Genomic DNA, 21,207 nt, shown 5'->3' with positions numbered 1-21,207 from the left:
CCGCTCATGAGCTTGGGAAGGAGAAGGTCTATGGCTTGAGCGAGCTTCTGGTTGTGTTCTTTGAGTTTATCTATTTGTTGATGAAAACAGCGCTGGTCTGGTCTTCAAACTCGCTCATAAGCTTCTGCTCGGGGCGCGGTACGTCTACTTTATGGACATCATTTCGGTTCAGCGTCGGTACCGTAGACCTGCCGTTATAGCCTTCATGCAGAATCTCCCTGCGGGTAGCTTACGGAAAATTCTACTTTTGAGCACCGCTATTTTCGGGGGGATTACCCACCTACCGGAATCGTTCACTTTGAGATTATCAAAGAGCATCTCGACCCTGAACTGAAAGCCGAGGTGATACTCTGCGCAGTGCCAGCGCAGAAAGTACGGCGCTTTGGGTGCGGTTATCTCGCTCCCGAGCACGGACCGCTCGAATTTCTGGCTCAGCATCACCCATCGGGCAAGGTTCGTGTAAGGGTGATTGCGATGCTGCACGACGCAGCCACCAAGGAGGCGCAGCAATGCGGACACGTATTCCGGCAAGTACACTGAAACGACTGGAGGCCTTGGAGCACTCGCGTGGTAAAAGAAAGGTCGTGGCCCTGTTCCCCGAGTTGATGCCCGTTGACGAGTGGGGAGCCATTGCCAGTAACATGCAGGCGGAGCTGAAAGCGAATATCAAGAAGGACTGCCCGCCGCAGTACGACAAGGGAGGCTTGAGCCATCTTGTACTTGTCGCCAGTGGGTAAAGTGTCTCCGGTCCGGGAGCCGTGCCTTAGAGGTGAGTCGCACGTAAATCAAACCGCCTCAGTTGGGGCAGTCACCCGCTCCACGACCTGTGACCCAGCCTTCAGCGCCCCTTGGCAGCAATGTCTCGGGGCGCTGTCGTTTGCGTTCACTGTGGGCTGGCACAGGCGACGATCGGCAGGCCACCAGTACGCTAGTGGCGGTGACAGGTGATCGAGCGGCCTGCGCGAGTTGCTACACCTTTATCGGGCCGAACATTCCGGTGTAGATGAGCGAGTTCCAAATCTTCTTGATGGCCTGCCCAGTCTCCTGATTCACGAATAGCGAGGAACGGGCACCGTGTGGGCTGCCTAGCAGGTAGTAGCGCATTGACTCCCAGGTTTCGGCCACCTCAGCCCAGCGCCAACATGGAACCTCGTGTTCGAGGATCAGGGGCATGGCGATAGAGAGCGGAATTGTCCCATCGAGGTTGAGGGGCCTATCCCAGTTGCACTTGACTAGCACCGGTGTCGCGTCTGGGTTGTATAGCTTCACGTCCAGCTTTTCGGCTGTGATGTTTGCGATGGGGTGGGGAGGTAGCGCGTTCACCGACTCAATGACTTTGTCGGCTTTACCGCTCGCGGTATACGGGCAGGTGATAAAGCCGTTGCGGAAGAACCTTGTGTGATCGAGCCCGTTGTAGCCACAGCGGTCACTGGGCGCAATCTCAGGGTGACGACTGTTGTGGTTACAGACCAACGGGTGCCATGTGGGGTAGCTATCAACCACTGGTCCGATCTCATCAGCTATGTCCATCAGGGCCTCTCTGCTCTGCGCCCTTATTGACTCGTCTGCGTATTGAGGCCTCGGAACTAGGTAGGCCTCCACATGCTCATATCCCCGTTGTGCTGCTTCGTCTGCTCGAAATGCCATGGTTCACCTCTCAATCGTGAGTACCAGCGCATAGCATCTAGGATTTTAGCATAAAGAAAGCATTTCATGCATGGAGTTGATTTTTTGTGTGTCGTGCCGACGATGTAAGCGCATGTAAGCATGGTGCAGCGGCTTGGATTTCAGGCAAAGAAAAAGCCCCAGACCGCGTGGTGTGGGGCTTTGTATGGTGGGCCTTGCTGGACTTGAACCAGCGACCAATCGATTATGAGTCGAGTGCTCTAACCAACTGAGCTAAAGGCCCGAAACTTTGTAAAACGTTTACACACCTTTTACATGGTGCTGCCGCTGAGTTTTTTGGCTTCGGGTAAGCGGCTGTATTTGCAGTGTTTTCCTTCCTGGTCTACCCGTTAGCGCATTCTATTATGAGTCGCCTGCTCTAACCAACTGAGCTAAAGGCCCGGACGGAAACTAAAAACGGGCGCCATTATACTCATCGTACAGGGCGCCCGCCAGAGCTTGTTGCGCGAGTCGTTGAGGCGGCCCGCGCAAGCTCGATCAGGAGTTGTGGTCGTCGATGAAACCGCGCAGGTGATCGGAGCGCGAAGGGTGGCGCAGCTTGCGCAGGGCCTTGGCTTCGATCTGGCGGATCCGCTCGCGGGTGACGTCGAACTGCTTGCCGACTTCTTCCAGTGTGTGGTCGGTGTTCATCTCGATACCGAAGCGCATACGCAGGACCTTGGATTCCCGTGCGGTGAGGCCGGCCAGGACGGAGCGGGTGGCTTCGCGCAGGCCTTCGGCCGTGGCGGAATCCACCGGCGACAGCGCCTGGATGTCCTCGATGAAATCGCCCAGATGGGAGTCTTCATCGTCACCGATCGGGGTTTCCATGGAGATCGGCTCCTTGGCGATCTTCAGGACCTTGCGGATCTTGTCTTCCGGCATTTCCATGCGCTCACCCAGCTCTTCCGGGGTAGGCTCACGGCCCATTTCCTGCAGCATCTGGCGGGAAATCCGGTTGAGCTTGTTGATGGTCTCGATCATATGGACCGGGATCCGGATGGTCCGGGCCTGGTCCGCGATGGAGCGGGTGATCGCCTGACGAATCCACCAGGTGGCGTAGGTCGAGAACTTGTAGCCACGACGGTATTCGAACTTGTCTACCGCCTTCATCAGACCGATGTTGCCTTCCTGGATCAGGTCCAGGAACTGCAGGCCGCGGTTGGTGTACTTCTTGGCGATGGAGATCACCAGGCGCAGGTTGGCCTCGACCATCTCTTTCTTGGCGCGACGTGCCTTGGCTTCGCCGATGGAGACGCGGCGATTGATTTCCTTGATCTCCGGTACGGTCAGGTCGACATCGCTCTGGACGTTGATGATGCGTTTCTGCATCCGCACGATTTCATCCAGGCGCTCGCCAATCCTGTCGGCATGGGCGCCCTTGCCCTTGGCGATTTCCTCGGCCCAGGCCAGGTTGGTCTCATTGCCGGGGAAGGATTTGATGAAGTTCTTGCGCGGCATGTTGCTCTCGCGCACGCAGATGGCCATGATGGCGCGTTCGTTTTCCCGCAGGGCCTCATTGGTGGAGCGGATGACATTGACCAGTTCGTCGAAGGCCTTGTTGGCCAGCTTGAACGGGGCGAACACTTGGCCCAGCTCGTTGAGGGCTTCCTGGGTCTTCTCGTCGTCACGGCCGTGCTTGGCCAGGGCCTCTTCGGCAATCCCCAGCTTTTCCCTCAGCAGCTCGAAACGCAGGCGCGTTTCTTCCGGATCCGGACCGTTGTCGGTATCTTCATCGGAGGAATCGTCATCGTCGTCACTGCTGGATGAGCTGTCATCGTCGTCACTGCTGGGCGTGGGCTCGCCCATGAACGGCTCGGCATCGTCCGGATCGAGGAAGCCGGTGACGATATCGCTCAGGCGACCTTCGTTCTCGATGATGCGGTCATAAGCCTGGATAACGGTGGCAGCTGTACCGGGGAAGTGGGCAATCGCGGCCATCACATCGCGGATACCTTCCTCGATGCGCTTGGCGATCACGATTTCGCCCTCGCGGGTCAACAGTTCGACGGTACCCATCTCGCGCATGTACATGCGCACGGGGTCGGTCGTGCGGCCAGCGTCGGTTTCCACCGCAGCCAGTGCCGCAGCTGCCTCGGCAGCCGCTGCCTCATCGGCTGCGGTGTCGCCATCGGTCATGAGCAGGGTATCGGCGTCCGGTGCTTCCTCGGATACCTGGATGCCCATGTCATTAATCATCCGGATGATGTCTTCCACCTGATCCGGATCCGCTATATCCTCAGGCAAGTGGTCATTGACTTCGGCGTAGGTCAGGTAACCTTGCTCTTTGCCGCGGGCAATGAGATCTTTTAAACGGGACTTCTGCGAATTGCTGCCTGACATAGACACCCTATGGACTCGCTGGTAAAAAGATGAAAAGATAAACAGCCATTATAGCTGTCGCTCAAATTCTCTGCCACAAAGCTTAAATTGTGGCACGGCTCCCCTGTTTCAAGAGAAACCCCAGTAAGTAACCTTCACAATGCCTTTCGATTCGGCATTTCCGAAAAGGTTCAACCGCCTTCGCCACTGCTCAGGCGCTTCAGTTCGCGGTGATCTTCCGCGGTAAACTCGCCGGCGGCCTTGCGCTTGATCAGCGCTGCGATTCTCTGTTTTCGAACCGCTTCGCGGTTCGGTGTCAGGATTTCTCTGGCCGAGGCGATGGTATTCTCCCGTTCGGGGACATGCTCGATGCCGTCGAACAGGTGGAAAAACTGTGACCGGGCCCGGCTGTCGAAGGCCAGGGCGGTAATCACCTCCCGGTGCTTTTTCAGATTCGACTCCCGAATCCAGTGTGCCAGTCGGCCCGACTGTCGCAGGCTGCGATCCTGGCGGGCCGCTTCCAGTACTTCGTCCGCGAGCTCCGGCGCTTCGATCAGTGCCAGGCTGAGGCTGCTGTCGCGGCTCAGGCGAACCTCTACCGGTTCTTCGTTGATGCGCTCGGGAGCCCTGAACCCTTTGCCCCCGAAGCCCTTGCCCTTGTTGCCGTCGCGCCGTGGTTGCCATTCCCGGCGACCGCAAAGGCGCATCATTTCCTGCCACATGGCATCGCGCAGCGTGCTGCGCGGCATCTTGTTGAGCAGCGGTTCGACCCGCGCCCGCAGTTCGCCGCGGGCCTCCGGCAGATTGAGGTCGAGCCCCTGGCTCTGCCGGTCGAACAGGAAGCGCGACAGAGGCGTCGCCCCTTCGATACGCTTGCGGAAGGCGTCTGCACCTTCCTTGCGGACCAGCGTGTCCGGATCCTCGCCCTCGGGCAGCATCAGGAACTGCAGGTGCAGTCCGTCGGCCATCAACTCCAGGGCGTTGTCCATGGCCCGTTCGGCGGCCCGGAAGCCGGCGTTGTCACCGTCGAAACAGAATACGACGTGCCGCACGTGCCGAAGCAGCGCCTGCAGGCTGTCCTGGTTGGTGGCCGTACCCAGTGTTGCCACCGCTTCATGGATGCCGTGCTGGGCCAGGGCGATGACGTCCATATAGCCTTCGACCACCAGCAGACGGTCCAGCCGGCGGAGCGATTTCTGTGCTTCAAACAGGCCGTAGATTTCCCGGCTCTTGTGAAACACGTCCGACTCTGGCGAATTGATGTACTTCGCCTTGTCGTCGCCCAGGGTGCGGCCGCCAAAAGCAACCGTGCGGCCCCGCGTATTGCGGATCGGGAACATGATCCGGTTGCGGAACAGGTCCCGTGGGCGCCCATACTTGTCCGAGACGGTACCGGTCTCGATCAGCGGCCCGCGCAGGGCCGGCTCGGCAGCCTGGTGTAGGGCGGTGCCGTCGCCCGGTGCAAAACCGATCTGGTACTGCTCGATGGTGGCGGCATCCAGGCCGCGTTGGCGCAGATAGTCCCTGGCCAGTGCTGCGCCTGGTTGTGTCAGGGTGTCGCGATAGAACTGGTTGGCAAACTCCAGCGCGTCGGTCAGCGTCTTTGCCTGCTGCATTTCCTGGCGGGCCGCCTGGTCATAGGGCACTTCCAGGCCCATGCGGCGTGCCAGTTCCTCAACCGCTTCGGTGAATCCCAGATTGTCGTATTCGCGGACGAAGCTGATAGCGTCCCCATGGGCGCCGCAGCCGAAACAGTGATAGAACCCCTTGTCGGGGCGGACGTTGAACGATGGCGTCTTTTCGTCGTGGAAAGGACAGCGGGCCTTGTAGTTGCCGCCGGCTTTCTTGAGTGTGATCCGGCTTCCGATCAACTCGGCCAGATCGACCCGATCCAGGAGCTCATCGATAAAGCGTTGGGGGATCAGACCACTCATGACATCTCCGGCGTTGTACAACTCTCAGCATCAAGAGACTAGACCATATCGCTCCGGTTGCCAGCGGGCCCGTGAGCTGGATCATGGCTCATTGCTATCGTGTAGAGTCGGGACGAAAAGGGGCATCTACAAGCCAAAAATGCCGCCGAAGCAGGGCCTCGACGGCATCGGATGCATGCATTCCACAGCCCGGCTGACCGGGAAGGGAATGTGAAGCGGCAATTCCGGGCGGTCTGAAACTCAGTACAGACGCTCGAACTTGCGCTGTTCCCGCTGAAGCTTCTTGAGATGGCGCTTGACGGCAGCAGCAGCTTTGCGCTTACGAACGGCAGTCGGCTTCTCGTAGTGCTCGCGACGACGCACTTCGGACAGAATGCCGGCCTTTTCACAAGACCGCTTGAAGCGACGCAGCGCTACGTCGAATGGCTCATTCTCTTTCACTTTAACAGCTGGCATTCGAAAATCACCTACCTTTAAGATCGATTCGGTTTGAGTTCAGTTCCCGCGCGGGCCGGGGCCCGTGCCTGGCGCTGATGATTCGGTTGATCCGGCGCAGATCGGTACAGAATTGTCTAAAACTCGACCAGCGCAGATTTAAGGGCGGCAATGATAGCGTTTTCCCAGGCTGGTTGTAAAGCGCCCAATTCGATCATCCCGGTCATCCGGGGCCAGGGAAAACCACAGCGCCGGCGGCGGCCCTGATCTGGTAAAATACGGCGTCATTTTTTTACCTGCCCCGGTTATGGGGGCAACCCTATGGAAGTTCAATATGCTGGTTCTGGGAATTGAGACATCCTGCGATGAAACCGGTGTCGCGCTGTTCGACAACGAGCGCGGCCTCCTGGCCCACGCGCTGTTCAGCCAGATCGACATGCATGCCGACTATGGCGGCGTGGTGCCGGAGCTGGCGTCGCGGGATCACGTGCGCAAGCTGCTGCCGTTGTGCGACCAGGTGCTTTCCGAGGCGGGTTGCACTCGTCACGACCTGGACGCGGTGACCTACACCGCCGGCCCCGGACTGATCGGCGCGCTGATGGTGGGCGGTTCGGTGGCCCATGCACTGGCATTGGCGCTGGATATCCCGGTCCTCGGCGTACACCACATGGAAGGACACCTGCTGGCGCCCATGCTGGAAGACAATCCGCCGGCGTTCCCGTTCGTGGCGCTGCTGGTGTCCGGTGGCCATACCCAACTGGTCCGGGTGGATGGCATTGGCCAGTATGAGTTGCTGGGTGAATCGGTGGATGATGCCGCCGGCGAGGCCTTCGACAAGACCGCCAAGATGTTGGGGCTGGACTATCCGGGCGGCCCGCGCGTGGCCAAACTGGCCGAGCAGGGGCGGGCGGGGCGCTACCGCTTCCCGCGCCCGATGACGGACCGGCCCGGACTGGATTTCAGTTTCAGCGGTCTGAAGACCTACACGCTCAATACGGTGAACGAGGCGGAAGCCAGCGGCGGTCTGGACGACCAGACCCGGGCCGATATCGCGCTGGCGTTCGAGAGTGCGGTGGTGGATACCCTGGCGATCAAGTGCCGGCGGGCGCTGGAAGCGTCGGGCTGCAAGCGGCTGGTCGTGGCTGGCGGGGTCAGTGCCAACCGGCGACTGCGGGCCGCGTTGGAGTCAATGGTCGGCAAGTTGCGGGCGGAGGTGTTTTACGCGCGCCCGGAATTCTGTACCGATAACGGCGCCATGATTGCCTATGCCGGCTGCCAGCGCCTGCTCGCGGGGCAGCGTGACGGCGACCGGATTGTTGCGGTACCGCGCTGGCCGATGAATACGCTGCCGTCGCTGGAGGCGACGTGCCTCAACGGCCTGAAGGAGGCGACCCGGACGTAGTCAGACTGGGGGTTCCCGGCGCTGTGCCAGACGGATCAGGTTGTCCCGGTGACGAACCAGGATCAGCAGCGTCAGCAGGCCGAACAGGGGTAGGGCATCGGGTTCCAGCAGTGCGCTGACGATCGGGCCGGCCGCCGCCGCGGCCACTGACGCCAGTGACGAGATATGCCAGCGCCATAGGATCAGGCCCCACAGGCCGGCCAGTATCACGGTGGTCATCGGTGCCAGGGCCAGGCCGGCACCCAGCGCGGTAGCGACGCCCTTGCCGCCCTGGAAGCGGGCAAACAGTGGCAGCATGTGTCCGGTGACCGCGCAGAGGGCGACAATCGCCAGGGCTACCGGACTGAGTTGCAGCCAGAGCCCCAGCCAGACCGGGATGGCGCCCTTGATGGCGTCCAGCACCAGGGTCAGCAGAGCCGGCAGCCAGCCGCCGGCGCGGTAGACGTTAGTGGCCCCGGGGTTGCCTGAGCCAAGGGCGCGCGGGTCCGGCAGTCGCCACAGCCGGCAGATGACGGGAGCGAACAGGATCGAGCCCATGAGGTAGGCGAAGAGACCGGTGATCACAGTCAGTGCGGTTTCAGGCATGGGCAGAGACGTCGAACTGTCGATTGTGCGAGAATCGCTCCCCCGCACGTCGATCATTACGTGTGCGTTGGGAGAAAGGCCTGATTTTACGTTAATGGGAATGTGATGCAGGCCGCAAGTTTTTAATGAGGGCGACTGACCCGTGACTGACACGGTATTTATCGAAGGGCTCGTCGTGGAAACCGTCATCGGTGACTACGAATGGGAGCGGCATGTCCTGCAGCGTCTGGAAATTGACCTGGAGATGGCCTGGGGCAACCGGGCGCCGGGGGCCAGCGACAATGTCGCTGATGCGTTGGATTACGCCGCTGTCAGCGAAACGATTCGCCGGTGGTTCAGGGACAATCGGCCCCGACTGCTGGAGGCTGCTGCGGAATCCCTGGCTGCGGAGATTCGCAAGCGCCACGGTGTAAGCTGGTTGAGTTTGTGCCTGCGCAAGCCCGGTGCCGTTCCGGACGCGCGCAGCGTCGGGGTGCGTATCGAACGGGGGAGCCGCTAGTGTCCTACGCAGCGACCGTCTATCTCGGTATTGGTAGTAACGTCGATCGGGAACGCCACGTTCTCGCCGCCCTGAATGCACTGGCGGAGCGTTATGAGCTTATTGGGGTCTCATCCGTCTATGAAAGTGAGTCGGTCGGCTTCGACGGCAGTCCCTTCTATAACATGGTCGTGGGCATCCGTACGGAGGAGTCCATCGCGACGCTGTCACGTTTTCTCAAGGCGCTGGAAGTTGAGAACGGGCGCCGCCCCGGAATGCCGAAGTTCAGCCCGCGGACGCTGGACCTGGATATCCTGACCTATGACGATCGGGTCGGTGTGATTGACGGCGTGGAGTTGCCGCGCGGCGAAATCCTCACCAATGCGTTTGTCCTCCGGCCTCTGGCGGAGATCGCACCGGCGGTGCTCCATCCGGAAAAGAAAGTGGCCTACCAGCAGCTCTGGGCCGAATACACCGGCGACCAGAAACTGTGGCCCATCCCGTTCCGCTGGCAGGGGCGGGCGATCTCGCCCCGCCCCTGAGCGGTCAGCACGGGCGCCCGGCCTCAGGCGTCGTCCTTGTGTTTGCGGCGGAACAGGTCGATCAGGCCATCGGTTGAGCTGTCGGTCCGCTTGTCGTCGCTGGACGCCAGCAGGCGGTCGAGAATGTCCTGTCCCAGTTGCTTGCCCAGCTCCACGCCCCACTGATCGAACGAATCCACGTCCCAGATCGCGCCCTGCACGAACGTCTTGTGCTCGTAGAGCGCGACCAGTGCGCCCACGGTGCGTGGCGTGCTGCGCTCGAACAGGATGGTGTTCGACGGCTTGTTACCCGGAATGACTTTGTGTGGCGCCAGTTTTTCGATGGCCGCTTCGTCGAGCCCCTGTTCGCGCAATTCCGCCCGGGCTTCGTCGAGGTTCTTGCCGCGCATCAGGGCCTGGGCCTGGCTCAGGCAGTTGGCGAACAGGATCGCGTGGTGCGTGGCGACCGGGTTGTGGGTGCGCAGCGGGATAATGAAATCCGCCGGTGACATGCGCGTGCCCTGGTGCAGCAACTGGTGGTAGGCGTGCTGGCCGTTGGCGCCGGCGCCGCCCCAGATGATCGGGCCGGTCTGGTAGTCCACGGACGTGCCGTCGTGGGTCACGCACTTGCCGTTACTTTCCATGTCCAGTTGCTGCAGGTGGGCTGGCAGGCCACGCAGGTAATGGTCGTAGGGCAGGATCGCATGGGCATCGGCGCCCCAGAAGTTGCCGTACCAGATGCCCAGCAGGGCAAGGATCACCGGCAGGTTGTCTTCCAGCGGGGCATTCTTGAAATGCTGGTCCATGGCGTGGGCGCCGGACAGCAGCGAGCGGAAGTTTTCCATGCCGATGGTCAGCGCGGTGGGCAGGCCGATCGCGGACCACAGCGAGTATCGTCCGCCGACCCAGTCCCACATGGGGAAGATGTTTTCCTCGGCAATCCCGAAATCGATCGCTTCCTTCTCGTTGGCGGTGACCGCCACGAAATGCTTGGAAATCAAAGCCTCGTCGCCGCCGTTGTGGAGGAACCACTCCCGGGCCACCTTGGTGTTTTCCAGCGTTTCCTGGGTCCGGAACGATTTGGACTGGATCAGGAACAGGGTGGTTTCCGGGTTGATGTGGCGTAGCACCTCGGTGATGTGACTGCCGTCGATGTTGGCCACGTAATGGCAGTTGAGGCGGCCGTGCCAGTAGGGTTTGAGCGCTGCCGATACCAGTTTGGGGCCGAGGAAGGAGCCGCCGATTCCGATACTGACCACATCGGTGAAGGGCTTGTTGGTGAAGCCGCGCCACTGGGTGCTGCGGATGCGCCAGACGAACTCTTCCATGCGTGCCAGTGTTGAGCGTACCTCCGGCATGATGTCGTCATTGCCGACATGGACCGGATCATCGCTCAGGTTGCGCAGGGCAATGTGCAGGGCCGGCCGGTTTTCGCTGGTGTTGATGTTGTCGCCGCGGAACATGGCTTCAATCTGTTCCGGTACCTTACAGGCCCGCGCCAGCGCCATCAGGTGGGGCATGGTATCGCGGGTGATCAGGTTCTTCGAGTAGTCCAGGGAGATGCCGGCGGCTGTGGTGAAGTAGTTCCGGAAACGCTCCGGGTCCTGGTCGAACAGGTCCCGCATGTGGGTGTTTTTCAGACTGGCCTGATGGTCGATCAGGGCTTTCCATTCCGGCTTTTCAGTCAGTCCTGGCTTGCTCGTACTCATGTCCTCTCCCCGGTGGGTTGCCGTTGCGGCGCCGGGCCCTGGTTGGCCCGGCACTGCCACTAGCGGTTAATGGATAGGTTGTCGATCAGTCGAGTGGTTCCCAGAAAGGCGGCAGCAAGGATGGTGATCTGTGCGTCATCTTTCTGTGCCGGCTTCAGCGTCAGGCTGTTCACGATGTTGTAGTAGTCCGGCCGGAAGCCGGCTGCGGTCAGACGGGTCTGCGCCTCGCTTTCCAGTGCGGCGAAGTCGGTATTGCCGTCCTTGAGGGCCCGTGCCGTGGCTTGCAGGGTCCCGAACAGCGCGGGGGCGATGGCCCGTTCCTGCTCGCTCAGGTAGCTGTTGCGGGAACTGCGGGCGAGACCGTCGTTCTCACGATGTGTGGGGGCACCGACGATCTCGATCGGCATGAACAGGTCGCTGACCATCTTGCGGATGACGGCCAGTTGCTGGAAGTCTTTCTCGCCAAAAACCGCCACGTTCGGCTGGACCATGTTGAACAGCATGGAGACGACCGTGGACACGCCGTCAAAGTGGCCGGGCCGGCTGGCGCCGCAATGACCTTCGCTCACCCCGGGCACCGAAACCTGGGTCTGCTGGACTAGGCCATGGGGATAGACTTCCTCGACGCTGGGTGCAAAGACGATGTGGTTGCCGGCGGCCTCCAGCTTCTCCTGGTCGTCCCGCAGGGTGCGCGGATAGGTTTCCAGGTCCTCGCCGACGCCGAACTGCATGGGATTGACGAAGATGCTCGTCACCACCACGTCGGCTTGTTGCAGGGCCTTCTCGACCAGGGACATGTGGCCGGCGTGCAGGTTGCCCATGGTGGGTACCAGCCCGATCCGGTGGCCGTGCTGGCGATGGCTGTTCAGGAGCGCGCGAAGCTCCCGGACCGTATGTACCGTTCTCATGACTTGAACGTGTGCTCCTCAGCAGGAAAGCGTCTGTCCCGGACGGCGGCCACGTAGGCCTCGAAGGCGCCCTGGATCGAAGCCGCCTCCGCCAGGAAATTCTTGACGAAACGGGGTGTGCGTCCGGTGTTGGCGCCCAGCATGTCGTGCATGACCAGAACCTGGCCGTCCGTGTCCGGACCGGCGCCAATGCCGATAACCGGCGCGTCGACACTCTCGGTAATGCGTTTGGCCAGCGCTGCGGGTACGCACTCCAGCAGGATGACGTCGGCACCGGCGTCCACCAGCAGGCGAGCGTGCTCGACCATGGCGTCCGCCTGGGCATCGCTACGCCCCTGCACCTTGTAACCGCCAAACTTGTTGACGAACTGCGGCGTCAGACCCAGGTGGGCGCACACCGGCACACCCCGTTGGCTCAGGGCGTGGATGGTGTCCTTCATCCAGTCGGCTCCCTCCAGCTTGAGGGCCTGGGCGCCGGCGCGCATCAAGGCAGCGGCATTGTCCAGGGCGGCTGCGGTGGTGCCATAGCTCATGAACGGCATGTCCGCCATGATCAGGGCGCCCCGATTGCCTTTTGCCACCGCTCGCGTGTGATAGCACATCTCTTCCATGGTCACCGGGAGCGTACTGTCGTTACCCTGCAGCACCATGCCAAGAGAATCACCGATCAACATGACATCAACACCGGCTTCACTGATCAATTGGGCGAAAGTGGCATCGTATGCCGTCAGTACGGAAAAGGTTTCGTTATTCTGCTTGCGTTCACGCAGCGTGTTGATGGTGACAGCCATAGAATCCTTGCCTTATGGATGGATTATGGAAGAAGAGATGCCGGGAACCTTCCTAGGTTAATCGTCACCCCCTGACGAGGCAAGGCTGCCCGGGACAGGGTGAAGGCGGCGTAACCCGTTGTCCACGCAATGCCGGCGCAGGTCCGCAATGCGCTGTCCATCGGGAAGTTGCAGTTCCGGCGTCAGGTCCAGCAGCGGCTGGAGGACGAAATCCCGGTTGGCCAGTTCGATATGGGGAACGGTCAGGCGGTCGTTATGGATGCGCTGGTTGCCGTAGAGCAACAGGTCCAGGTCCAGTGTCCGTGGCCCCCAGCGTTGCAGGCGAACGCGATCATGGGCCTGCTCGATGGCCTGTAGCGCGTCGAGCAGCTCCAGCGGCCTCAGCCCGGTGCGCAGGTGCACCGCGCCATTGACGAAATCGGGCTGGTCCTGCGGCCCGACTGGTCGGCTTGCGTAAAACGGGGACTGGGCGACCAACTGGGTCCTTGGCAGCGCGGCCAGTCGCGCAACGGCGCCGGCCAACTGGCTCAGGGGGTCGGCCAGATTGCTGCCGAGACCGATATAGGCGTCAACCGGGGCCATGACCTACGCCTTCGGCTGAGGTTTCTTGCGACGCTTGCGGCGCCGGTTGCGGGGACCAGAGGGGCCGAGCTCGGACAGCATCTTCTCGCGGCCGCGTTCGTCGGCGTTCTGGAAGTCGGTCCACCACTGGCCCAGCCCGTCCGTATCCTCGCCGGCGGCCTCCCGTACCAGCAGGAAGTCATAGGCGGCCCGGAAGCGCGGGTGCTCGAGTGTGGCGTAGGCGCGTTTGCCATTCCGCCGGGGCAGGCGCATCTGCAGTTCCCAGATTTCCTTCATGGGGCCGGAAAAACGGCGCGGGATGGCGGTGGCCTGAACCTGCTGGCCAATCACCCGCGCAATGGCGGCGTGCAGGGCCGGCTGGGCGGGCTCACCCTGGTCCTGGCGGCGCTTCCATTCCGCCTGCAGGGCCGGCCAGACCAGCGCGGCGTACATGAAATAGGGGGTAACGGATTTGCCCTGATGGATGCGTCGGTCGGTGTTCTCCAGCGCCTGGCGAATGACGCCGTCCGGTTCGCCATGCTCGATCGCCACCGCCGTTGCCGGGAACAGCGGTGCGAACAGGCCATAGTGCTGGAGCAGGTCGTAGGTGGTGGCCCCGTAACCCGCGGAAAACAGTTTGAGGACCTCGTCGAACAGGCGCGCGGGCGGAATATGGGTCAGCAGCGGCGCCAGCTCATGGATCGGCTCCTCGGTTTGCGGCGCGAGGGTAAAGTCGAGTTTGGCGGCGAAGCGGATGGCTCGCAGCATCCGGACCGGATCTTCCCGGTAACGGGTTTCCGGGTCGCCAATCAGCGACAGGCGACGGGCGTTCAGGTCTTCCACGCCGCCGGTGAAGTCGATGACGCTGAAGTCTTCCATGCTGTAGTAGAGGGCGTTGACCGTGAAATCACGGCGCAGTGCGTCTTCTTCCATGGATCCGTAGACATTGTCCCGCAGGAGCAGGCCGTGCTCGTTGGAGCGGCGTTCGTCATCGTCGTCGCTGTCGGCTTCCATGGCGTTGCCGCGGAAGGTGGTCACTTCGATCACCTCTCTGCCGAACAGCACGTGCACGATCCGGAAGCGTCGACCGATCATGCGGGAGTTGCGAAACAGGTCCCGCACTTCTTCCGGCGTGGCGTTGGTGGCCACATCGAAATCCTTGGGATGACCGTCCAGCAGGATGTCACGGACACCGCCGCCGACCAGGTAGGCTTCGAAACCGGCCTTGTTCAGACGGTTCAGCACTTTCTTGGCCGGTTCGCTGATCAGGGAGCGTGAGACAGAGTGCTGGTCGCGGGGAATGACCTGCCGCTGGTAGGCGGGTTTTTGTTTTTTGCCTTTCCCGAAAATCTTGGATTTTATCTTATCTAACATCGATACAGATTCTGATGGTTAGGTCGTATGAATGCGCTGCCAGGGGATTTCCATCTGTATGGCCAGGATTCTGGCCATACAAAAACCGATCGGCAGGTTCGACGACAACGAGATTAGGGAGCCTCTGATGAACTCCTGAGGCAGGGAGTTTACCGGTTTGTCGCGATTAAGGCGAACAACCATTCGGCGGCGGGTATCGGGAAGGAGGGCATTTAGCTGGCCCCGGAAAATCAAAAGGCGGGAACGTGAAGCACGAACCCGCCGAGAAGAGTAGACGATCTGCATTGTTGTTGTTGTGGCGCGTTCTAAACGGTTGAACGCAAGCTCCAAGCAGGGAGCGAATGATGCGAGCGGAACGCTTTGACCACAGAGAGCGGCAATGACCTTTTGCGAGATTGGAGCAGGTGGAGGGTCGTCTGGAAGACGATTCTTTTCTTCACTTGCAACTCGCAACAGTCAGGCACCACTAAAAAGCTCAGCACCCAAAACACTCAGTTCGCTCGCGCTCAATTCTTGTTTTTGTTGATGAGCGCATTGCAGCTTTTTGTTCTTGTTTTGGCGCTACGTCATTCAGTTCTTGTTGTTGTTCGCCCGTATAGATTGCAGTGCGCGTGCCAGTTTTTTCTAATCCTTGATTAACAATGAGTTACGAATAAGTGGTTTCCGAAGGGCGGGATTTTTTTAGACCTGGGTGTTACTTCGATATCAGTTCTCAGACCGAGACTGTTCCCCCAGGTAACACCGGGTAACATATGAGGAGCGGTTCACACTTTGACCGGTAGCAGGCGTATTGGGGGTATTGACTAAAGAGTAGCCAATGCCTGTCGCTTGGCCACTTCGCCTCACCTGCGGGAAGGCCGGGTGCAGGGAGGACAGGTGTAGCAAGCCGGTCTGTGTTCATCGACAGACCGGATGGCAGGGTGGTTCCACGAGTTGGATTACGAAAAGGAAAGGTGGGGGCGCTCAGCCCTTCTTGCGCGGAATGCCCAGACGCTGACGGCGTTCCCAGAGGGACTTGCGGCTGATGCCCAGCTTCTGGGCCAGTTCCGTCTCGCTCATCTTGTCCTGGTTCTCCAGGACGAAATGCTGGAAGTAGTCTTCCAGCGAGAGATCGTTCGACGTCTGTGGATCCGGGGCTGGAGTCGGGTCCTCTTCCTCCAGCAGGCCGGCGGGAATATGGACATCGGAGCCATCCGTATCCAGGTCGAGCAGTGCCGGAGTGATCATGCCGTCGTCGCAAAGGATGGTGGCCCGCTCAATCGCATTCTCCAGCTCCCGCACGTTACCGGGCCAGCGGTGCTGTTCCAGCGCCCGCATGGCTTCCGGGCTGAGACTGATATCCGGCTTGCCCATGCGCTGGGCCTGGCGTTGCAGGAAGCGCTTGGCCAGCCCCAGTATGTCGCCGTTACGCTCGCGCAGTGGTGGAATGCGGATCTGCATGACGTTGAGGCGGTAATACAGGTCTTCCCGGAATTCGGCCGTCTTGGTCATGGCGCGGAGGTTCCGGTGGGTTGCCGCGATCATGCGGACATCCACCGTGCGGCTCTGGGTCGAGCCCACCCGACGAATCTCGCTTTCCTGCAGGACTCGCAACAGTCGGGCCTGGGCCTCGGCCGGCAGCTCGCCGATCTCGTCCAGGAACAGGCTGCCGCCGTCGGCCGCTTCGATCAGACCGGTGCGGGCGGACACGGCTCCGGTAAACGCGCCTTTCTCGTGACCGAACAGCTCGGACTCGATCAGGCTTTCCGGAATGGCTGCGCAGTTGACGCAGATCAGCGGCTGGCGCGCCCTTGGGCTGAGTTGATGCAGGGCGCGGGCGGCCAGTTCCTTACCGGTGCCGGATTCACCGTGGATCAGTACGGTGGTCTCGGTGGGAGCGACCTTGCGGATCAGCGTGAATACGGACTGCATGGCCTGGCACTGGCCGTACATGATGCGCGAAGGGTCGCCTTCGGCCGTGGCGCCTTCTTCCCCGGTGCTGTTTTCTCCGGCCGTATCCTGTTCCGGCGTGGCGGTGCGCCTGAGGATGTCCTCGACCGAGGCAAGCATTTCGTCATGGTCGAACGGTTTGGCGATGTATTCCACGGCGCCCATTTTCATTGAATCGACGGCCGATCGAAGGCTGGCATAACTGGTCATGATCAGGACCGGCGTATTGGGCGCCAGGCGAATCAGCTCGGTGCCGGCGGCACCGGGCAGGCGCAGGTCGGAAATGATCAGGTCAAAACCGTCGAGCTCGTAACGGGAGCGGGCCTCGTCCACGGAGCCGGCATCGGAGACATCGTAGTCTGCGTGGGTCAGCAGCTTGCGCAGGGCCGAGCGAATGATCTCTTCGTCTTCTACGATCAGGATACGATGCATGCCTTGGGAAACCGCCTCTTTCATGACTCTTGCAGGGTGTCAGTGTCCGCTTCGAAGGCCGGCAGGCTCAACCGCACGCAGGTGCCGCCATTGCCGTCTTTTGCGATCGGACTCTCAACCTGGATATGACCGTAATGCTCTTCAACGATGCTGTACACCAGCGAGAGCCCCAGACCGGTCCCTTCATTGGGGGCCTTGGTCGTATAGAAAGGCTCAAAGATGTGATCGAGCTGGTCTGCAGGGATGCCTGCACCCTCATCAACCACTTCGATGATAGCGGAGTAGGCTTCCTGCTTTCCACTGATCCGGATCAAGCTACCCTCAGGTGAGGCATCGCGGGCGTTGGCCAGCAGGTTGACGAAGACCTGCACCAGCCGCTGTTCGTCGCCCAACACCTGCAGTCCGGCCGGGCAGTCGTTGCTGTATTGCAGGCTGCGCCCCTTGCCGCTGAGCGACACCAGGTTAAGGGATTCGTCGATGCAGCGGCGCAGCTCCACCGGTTCATAGCGGTTGGCCGGGGCGTGGTTGCCGGAGCGGGCGAAATTCATCAGGGATTGCAGGATCCGTGAGATGCGCCGGGTCTGCTGCTGGATTTGATCGGCGGTCGCGAGGATATCCGGGTTGTCGGTCTCCAGCTTCAGGTTCTGGGCCAGCGACGAGATGCCGGTGACCGGATTGCCGACCTCATGGGCCACGCCCGCGGCGAGCCGACCCACCGAGGCCAGGCGTTCGCTGTGCATCAGCTCGTCTTCCAGCAGGCGGGTTTCGGTCTGGTCTTCCACCAGCACCACGCTGCCGCCCTCCGGATGGTCCGGCCCGCTGAGCGTCGACTTGTGCAGGTTGAACCAGCGGGGGCGGCCTTTCATATCGAGGCGGTGTTTGTAACGGTGCAGTTCCTCGCCGCTGACGAAGTCTTCCAGCATGTCACGCCACTGCTCCGGAAGGGCTGTCAGCCGGGCGCCGACCACGTCGTCGGCGGCGATGCCGGTGATCTCGTCCATGGCGTGGTTCCACATCAGGATTTCGCCATCGTCACCGATCGAGCAGGCGGCGATCGGCAGGTTCTGGAGGGTCTGGCGATAATGGCGACGCAGGTTGTCCAGTTCGCCGGCCAGGCCGGTCAACTGACTCTGGTAATCGCCCAGCGCCTTCTCGATGTAATGGATATCCTGCCCGGTACGGCCGCCGGCCTGGGGCTTGAAGCCCAGGTTGTGCTTGACGATGTCCTGGGCTACGGACGGCCCCATCAGCCCGGACAGGTTCACCTCGATCTGGTCACGCAGCCGGCGCAGCTGGTAGGGGCGGTACTCGATGCTGGGCAGGCGCAGCTGGAAGAGGGCCCGGTTGACCTCCCGGCTGGCGACCGCCTGGCCGAGCGGGATGGCCAGTTGCTGCTTGAATTCCTCCGACGAGCCGGAAAGCAGCTCACGCCGCTGGGGGCGGGAGAGTGCACCGAGGGAGCAGGATTGCGCGGCGCTGTCCTCTTCGCTGGACGTTTCCGTCAGCAGGGAGATGAGGGCAAAGACACTGAGGTTCACGGTCAGGCTGGCAAAGGCAAAGATGTGGGAATTGGAGACGGTGACCGAGGGCAGTCCGAAGGCGGTCAGCACATCGGCATTGACCGAAAACGGCAGGACCAGTGTCAGGGCCCAGATGCCGCCACCCGCCAACAGCCCGGCGATCAGACCCTTGCGGTTGCCTTCGGGCCAGTAGATCACGCCCAGGGCGCCGGGAAGGAGCTGCAGCACGCCGGCCAGGGCGAGGATGCCGAGCGTGGCGAAATCCAGCTTAGACCCCACACCTTCATAGAACACCAGCGCGGCGAAAATGATCACCGCGACCAGGATCCGCTTGACCCAGCGCAGCCAGCTGTAGATGTCCGCCCGTTCGCGGGGCGGGCGCAGCGGGAGCACCACGTGGTTGAGGACCATGCCGGCCAGGGCCAGGGTGCTGACGATAACCAGGCCGCTGGCGGCGGACAGCCCCGCGATGTACATGGCCAGTGTCAGGGCCGGATGCCCCAGGCCAAACGTGGCGCCGAGGGCAAAGTAGCTGGACTCGGTGGGTGCATCGAGCGCCTGGCCGCCCCACAGGATCAGCGGCACCGGTATCGCCAGCAACAGCAGGTACAGCGGCAGTCCCCAACTGGCCTTGGCGAGGGCCCGGGGGCTGGGATTCTCGCTGAAGATCATGTGGTACATGTGGGGCAGGACCAGCGCGGCGGCAAAGGACATCAGCATCAACGCCCGCCAACTGCCGTCGTCCAACTGGATACCGAAGGGCGAGGCCAGCGCCACATTATGGTTAAGCCAGATCTCCAGGCCATTGAATCCGTCGAAAACGGAATACAGCAGCAGTCCGCCCAGGAACAGCAGGGCCACCACCTTGACCAGCGAATCGAAGGCGATCGCGACAACCAGTCCCTGGTGGCTTTCCTGGCCCTGCTCGCGACGGGCGCCGAACAGCACCGTAAACAGCACCATGGCCAGGCTGAACAGCTGCCCGATCATATGGGGCGAGGCGCCGGGCGAGAGCAGGGCGGCGGAGTCGGCCACCGCCTTGATCTGCATGCTCAGCAGCGACAGGATGGCGGCCCCGGAGAGCAGGGTGACCAGCGTTCCGGCCCACTGGCTGCGATAGCGGAAGGCGAACAGGTCGGCCAGCGATGTGAGCTGGTAGGTGCGGCCGATCCGCAGGATCGGGTTGAGCAGCACGGGGGCCAGCAGGAAGGCGCCACTGATCCCGATGTAATAGGCCAGGTAACCGAAACCGAACACGCTGGCCATACCCACCGAGCCATACACCGCCCATATCCCGGCATAGACGCCCAGGCTTAGGACATACACCAGCGGATGTCGGACCCAACGGGCCGGTATCAGGCCGCGCTCGGTCATGTGCGCAATGCCGAACAGGAGTGACAGGTAGGCGAGGCTGACCAGGATCAGCGTGGTCAGACTAAAACTCATTGGGGTCGCGTCGCCATTCCAGCCAGAAACCCACGGCAATCAGGCCAGCCCAGGCAATGAAGGGGCTGTACCACGCGCTGCCGGGCTCGATCCACCAATCCAGGATATTGGGGGAAAAAATGTAAACGGCCAGCACGAGCAGGAAGACCAGTCGGTAGATGTACATCGGGCAATTGTTCCCTGCGGTTACGTCGAGCCCCGGGCACGTGTCCGTCGGACATCCGGCGAGTTCGCTGCCCCAGGCTCCGGGTTTGCGTTATACCACGCAACCCCTTGTATTGTCAGGCGGACGCCGGTGCCAGGTTGGACTGCAGCGGCAGGCGTTTGGCTGACCAGTGCGTCCGGGCCCATTCCAGTATAGCGCCCGGTGCCGCGCCCAGCAGGTCTTCCGGCGGTTGTTGCCCCAGTGCCTGAAGTGCCTGCCAGAGGTTTTCGACCGGTCGGCTGTCGTCGAGCGCCGGGGCGTAGGTCTGCTTGCTCAGCTTCTGCCCGGTGGCGTTGAGGATCACCGGGATATGCAGGTAGCTGGGCGCCGGGGCGCCCAGCCAGTCGAACAGCTTGAGTTGTGCGGCGGTGGTTTCCAGCAGGTCCGAGCCGCGAACGATGTCGGTCATGCCCTGGTCAATGTCATCAACCACCACCGCCAACTGGTAGGCGTAGAAGCCTTCCTTGCGCTGCAGCACCGGGTCGTCCCGCTCCGCGCGCAGTACCTGGGCCTGGGGGCCCAGCAGCCGGTCCTGCCAACTGAGGGTGCAGTCCTCGAGCTTCAGGCGGACCGCGTGGGGCGCTTCCGGCACCGCTTTCCGGTTGCGGCAGTCGCCGGGGTGCTGGCCGCCATGGGCGCTGAGTTCCTTGCGGGAACAGGTGCAGCAATAGGCGCGGTCGTCGGCGAGCAGTTGCCGGATAACCGCCGCGTAGGCGTCGTGCCGTTCCGACTGGAAGCGGACGGCCTCGTCCCAATGCAGGCCATGACGCTCCAGGCTGCGCAGGATCTGACCGGCGGCTTCGGGCGGTTCGCGCAGGGGATCGAGGTCCTCAATACGGACAAGCCAGGTGCCGGTACGTGTGCGTGCTTCCAGGTAGCTGGCAAGCCCCGTGACCAGGGAACCAAAATGCAGGGGGCCGGTGGGTGAGGGGGCGAAGCGGCCGCGATACTTGGAGGTCATGGGGCAGCAGCGCGCCGGACGAAGCTCGC

General features: G+C 61.7%; 18 protein-coding genes and 1 tRNA gene. 4 read left to right on the top strand and 15 right to left on the bottom strand.

What is annotated here, in order from left to right; genetic code table 11:
* The first annotated feature begins 509 nt into the window (after positions 1–509).
* Complete coding sequence (locus EZI54_RS19420; protein WP_131483546.1) at positions 510–737, top strand: hypothetical protein; 228 nt, start codon at positions 510–512, stop codon at positions 735–737.
* A gap of 232 nt (positions 738–969) precedes the next feature.
* Here the strand turns inward: EZI54_RS19420 and EZI54_RS19415 are convergent, their stop codons facing one another.
* From EZI54_RS19415 to rpsU, 5 genes are all read right to left on the bottom strand, one after another.
* Complete coding sequence (locus tag EZI54_RS19415) at positions 970–1,647, bottom strand: hypothetical protein (RefSeq protein ID WP_131483545.1); 678 nt, start codon at positions 1,645–1,647, stop codon at positions 970–972.
* 185 nt (positions 1,648–1,832) lie between these two features.
* Positions 1,833–1,909 (bottom strand) — tRNA-Ile (locus EZI54_RS19410).
* A 254-nt stretch (positions 1,910–2,163) separates the two neighbouring features.
* Positions 2,164–4,008 carry an RNA polymerase sigma factor RpoD gene (rpoD, locus tag EZI54_RS19405; RefSeq protein ID WP_131483544.1) on the bottom strand — a complete coding sequence of 615 codons (1,845 nt, stop codon included), beginning with the start codon at positions 4,006–4,008 and terminating at the stop codon, positions 2,164–2,166.
* A gap of 170 nt (positions 4,009–4,178) precedes the next feature.
* A complete protein-coding gene (gene dnaG / locus EZI54_RS19400; RefSeq protein ID WP_131483543.1) occupies positions 4,179–5,921 on the bottom strand; it encodes a DNA primase in 1,743 nt (580 codons plus the stop codon).
* A 240-nt stretch (positions 5,922–6,161) separates the two neighbouring features.
* The gene (gene rpsU / locus EZI54_RS19395) at positions 6,162–6,377 is read right to left on the bottom strand and encodes a 30S ribosomal protein S21 (protein ID WP_004578868.1); all 216 of its coding nucleotides are present in this window, start codon (positions 6,375–6,377) and stop codon (positions 6,162–6,164) included.
* Between the two features lie 313 nt (positions 6,378–6,690).
* Between rpsU and tsaD the strand changes: the two genes are divergently transcribed.
* Complete coding sequence (tsaD, locus tag EZI54_RS19390) at positions 6,691–7,758, top strand: tRNA (adenosine(37)-N6)-threonylcarbamoyltransferase complex transferase subunit TsaD (protein WP_131483542.1); 1,068 nt, start codon at positions 6,691–6,693, stop codon at positions 7,756–7,758.
* Here the strand turns inward: tsaD and plsY are convergent, their stop codons facing one another.
* Positions 7,759–8,343, bottom strand: coding sequence for a glycerol-3-phosphate 1-O-acyltransferase PlsY (gene plsY / locus EZI54_RS19385; RefSeq protein ID WP_131483541.1), 585 nt, complete (start codon positions 8,341–8,343; stop codon positions 7,759–7,761).
* A 142-nt stretch (positions 8,344–8,485) separates the two neighbouring features.
* On the opposite strand from plsY, the gene EZI54_RS19380 reads away from it, so the two are divergent.
* Positions 8,486–8,842 carry a dihydroneopterin aldolase gene (locus tag EZI54_RS19380; protein ID WP_131483540.1) on the top strand — a complete coding sequence of 119 codons (357 nt, stop codon included), beginning with the start codon at positions 8,486–8,488 and terminating at the stop codon, positions 8,840–8,842.
* Positions 8,842–9,363: a 2-amino-4-hydroxy-6-hydroxymethyldihydropteridine diphosphokinase gene (gene folK / locus EZI54_RS19375; protein ID WP_131483539.1), complete on the top strand. Its 522-nt coding sequence runs from the start codon at positions 8,842–8,844 to the stop codon at positions 9,361–9,363. The genes EZI54_RS19380 and folK (EZI54_RS19375) overlap by 1 nt, the downstream gene beginning before the upstream one ends.
* Before the next feature lie 23 nt (positions 9,364–9,386).
* On the opposite strand, the gene pgi is transcribed toward folK (EZI54_RS19375), so the two are convergent.
* From pgi to gluQRS, 9 genes are all read right to left on the bottom strand, one after another.
* Complete coding sequence (gene pgi, locus EZI54_RS19370; protein WP_131483538.1) at positions 9,387–11,051, bottom strand: glucose-6-phosphate isomerase; 1,665 nt, start codon at positions 11,049–11,051, stop codon at positions 9,387–9,389.
* 59 nt (positions 11,052–11,110) lie between these two features.
* Positions 11,111–11,959 (bottom strand): pantoate--beta-alanine ligase, encoded by an 849-nt coding sequence (gene panC / locus EZI54_RS19365; RefSeq protein ID WP_131483537.1) that lies wholly within the window; start codon positions 11,957–11,959, stop codon positions 11,111–11,113.
* Positions 11,956–12,750: a 3-methyl-2-oxobutanoate hydroxymethyltransferase gene (panB, locus tag EZI54_RS19360; protein ID WP_131483536.1), complete on the bottom strand. Its 795-nt coding sequence runs from the start codon at positions 12,748–12,750 to the stop codon at positions 11,956–11,958. Before panB ends, panC begins: the two co-directional genes overlap by 4 nt.
* A gap of 57 nt (positions 12,751–12,807) precedes the next feature.
* Positions 12,808–13,332 carry a 2-amino-4-hydroxy-6-hydroxymethyldihydropteridine diphosphokinase gene (folK, locus tag EZI54_RS19355; protein ID WP_131483535.1) on the bottom strand — a complete coding sequence of 175 codons (525 nt, stop codon included), beginning with the start codon at positions 13,330–13,332 and terminating at the stop codon, positions 12,808–12,810.
* A 3-nt stretch (positions 13,333–13,335) separates the two neighbouring features.
* Positions 13,336–14,685, bottom strand: a complete 1,350-nt coding sequence (gene pcnB, locus EZI54_RS19350; RefSeq protein WP_131483534.1) for a polynucleotide adenylyltransferase PcnB — start codon at positions 14,683–14,685, stop codon at positions 13,336–13,338.
* Between the two features lie 963 nt (positions 14,686–15,648).
* Positions 15,649–17,046 carry a sigma-54-dependent transcriptional regulator gene (locus tag EZI54_RS19345; RefSeq protein ID WP_131483533.1) on the bottom strand — a complete coding sequence of 466 codons (1,398 nt, stop codon included), beginning with the start codon at positions 17,044–17,046 and terminating at the stop codon, positions 15,649–15,651.
* 20 nt (positions 17,047–17,066) lie between these two features.
* A complete protein-coding gene (locus EZI54_RS19340; protein ID WP_131483532.1) occupies positions 17,067–20,012 on the bottom strand; it encodes a sensor histidine kinase in 2,946 nt (981 codons plus the stop codon).
* Positions 20,002–20,178 carry a hypothetical protein gene (locus EZI54_RS24505; RefSeq protein WP_165495810.1) on the bottom strand — a complete coding sequence of 59 codons (177 nt, stop codon included), beginning with the start codon at positions 20,176–20,178 and terminating at the stop codon, positions 20,002–20,004. Before EZI54_RS24505 ends, EZI54_RS19340 begins: the two co-directional genes overlap by 11 nt.
* Positions 20,179–20,293: 115 nt before the next feature.
* Positions 20,294–21,178 (bottom strand): tRNA glutamyl-Q(34) synthetase GluQRS, encoded by an 885-nt coding sequence (gene gluQRS / locus EZI54_RS19335; RefSeq protein WP_131483531.1) that lies wholly within the window; start codon positions 21,176–21,178, stop codon positions 20,294–20,296.
* Positions 21,179–21,207 lie beyond the last annotated feature (29 nt).

This window comes from Marinobacter halodurans, from assembly GCF_004327985.1.
GTDB lineage: Bacteria > Pseudomonadota > Gammaproteobacteria > Pseudomonadales > Oleiphilaceae > Marinobacter_A > Marinobacter_A halodurans.
The sequence above is the reverse complement of the archived record's forward strand: the minus strand, read 5'-3'. Positions and strand labels throughout refer to the sequence as shown.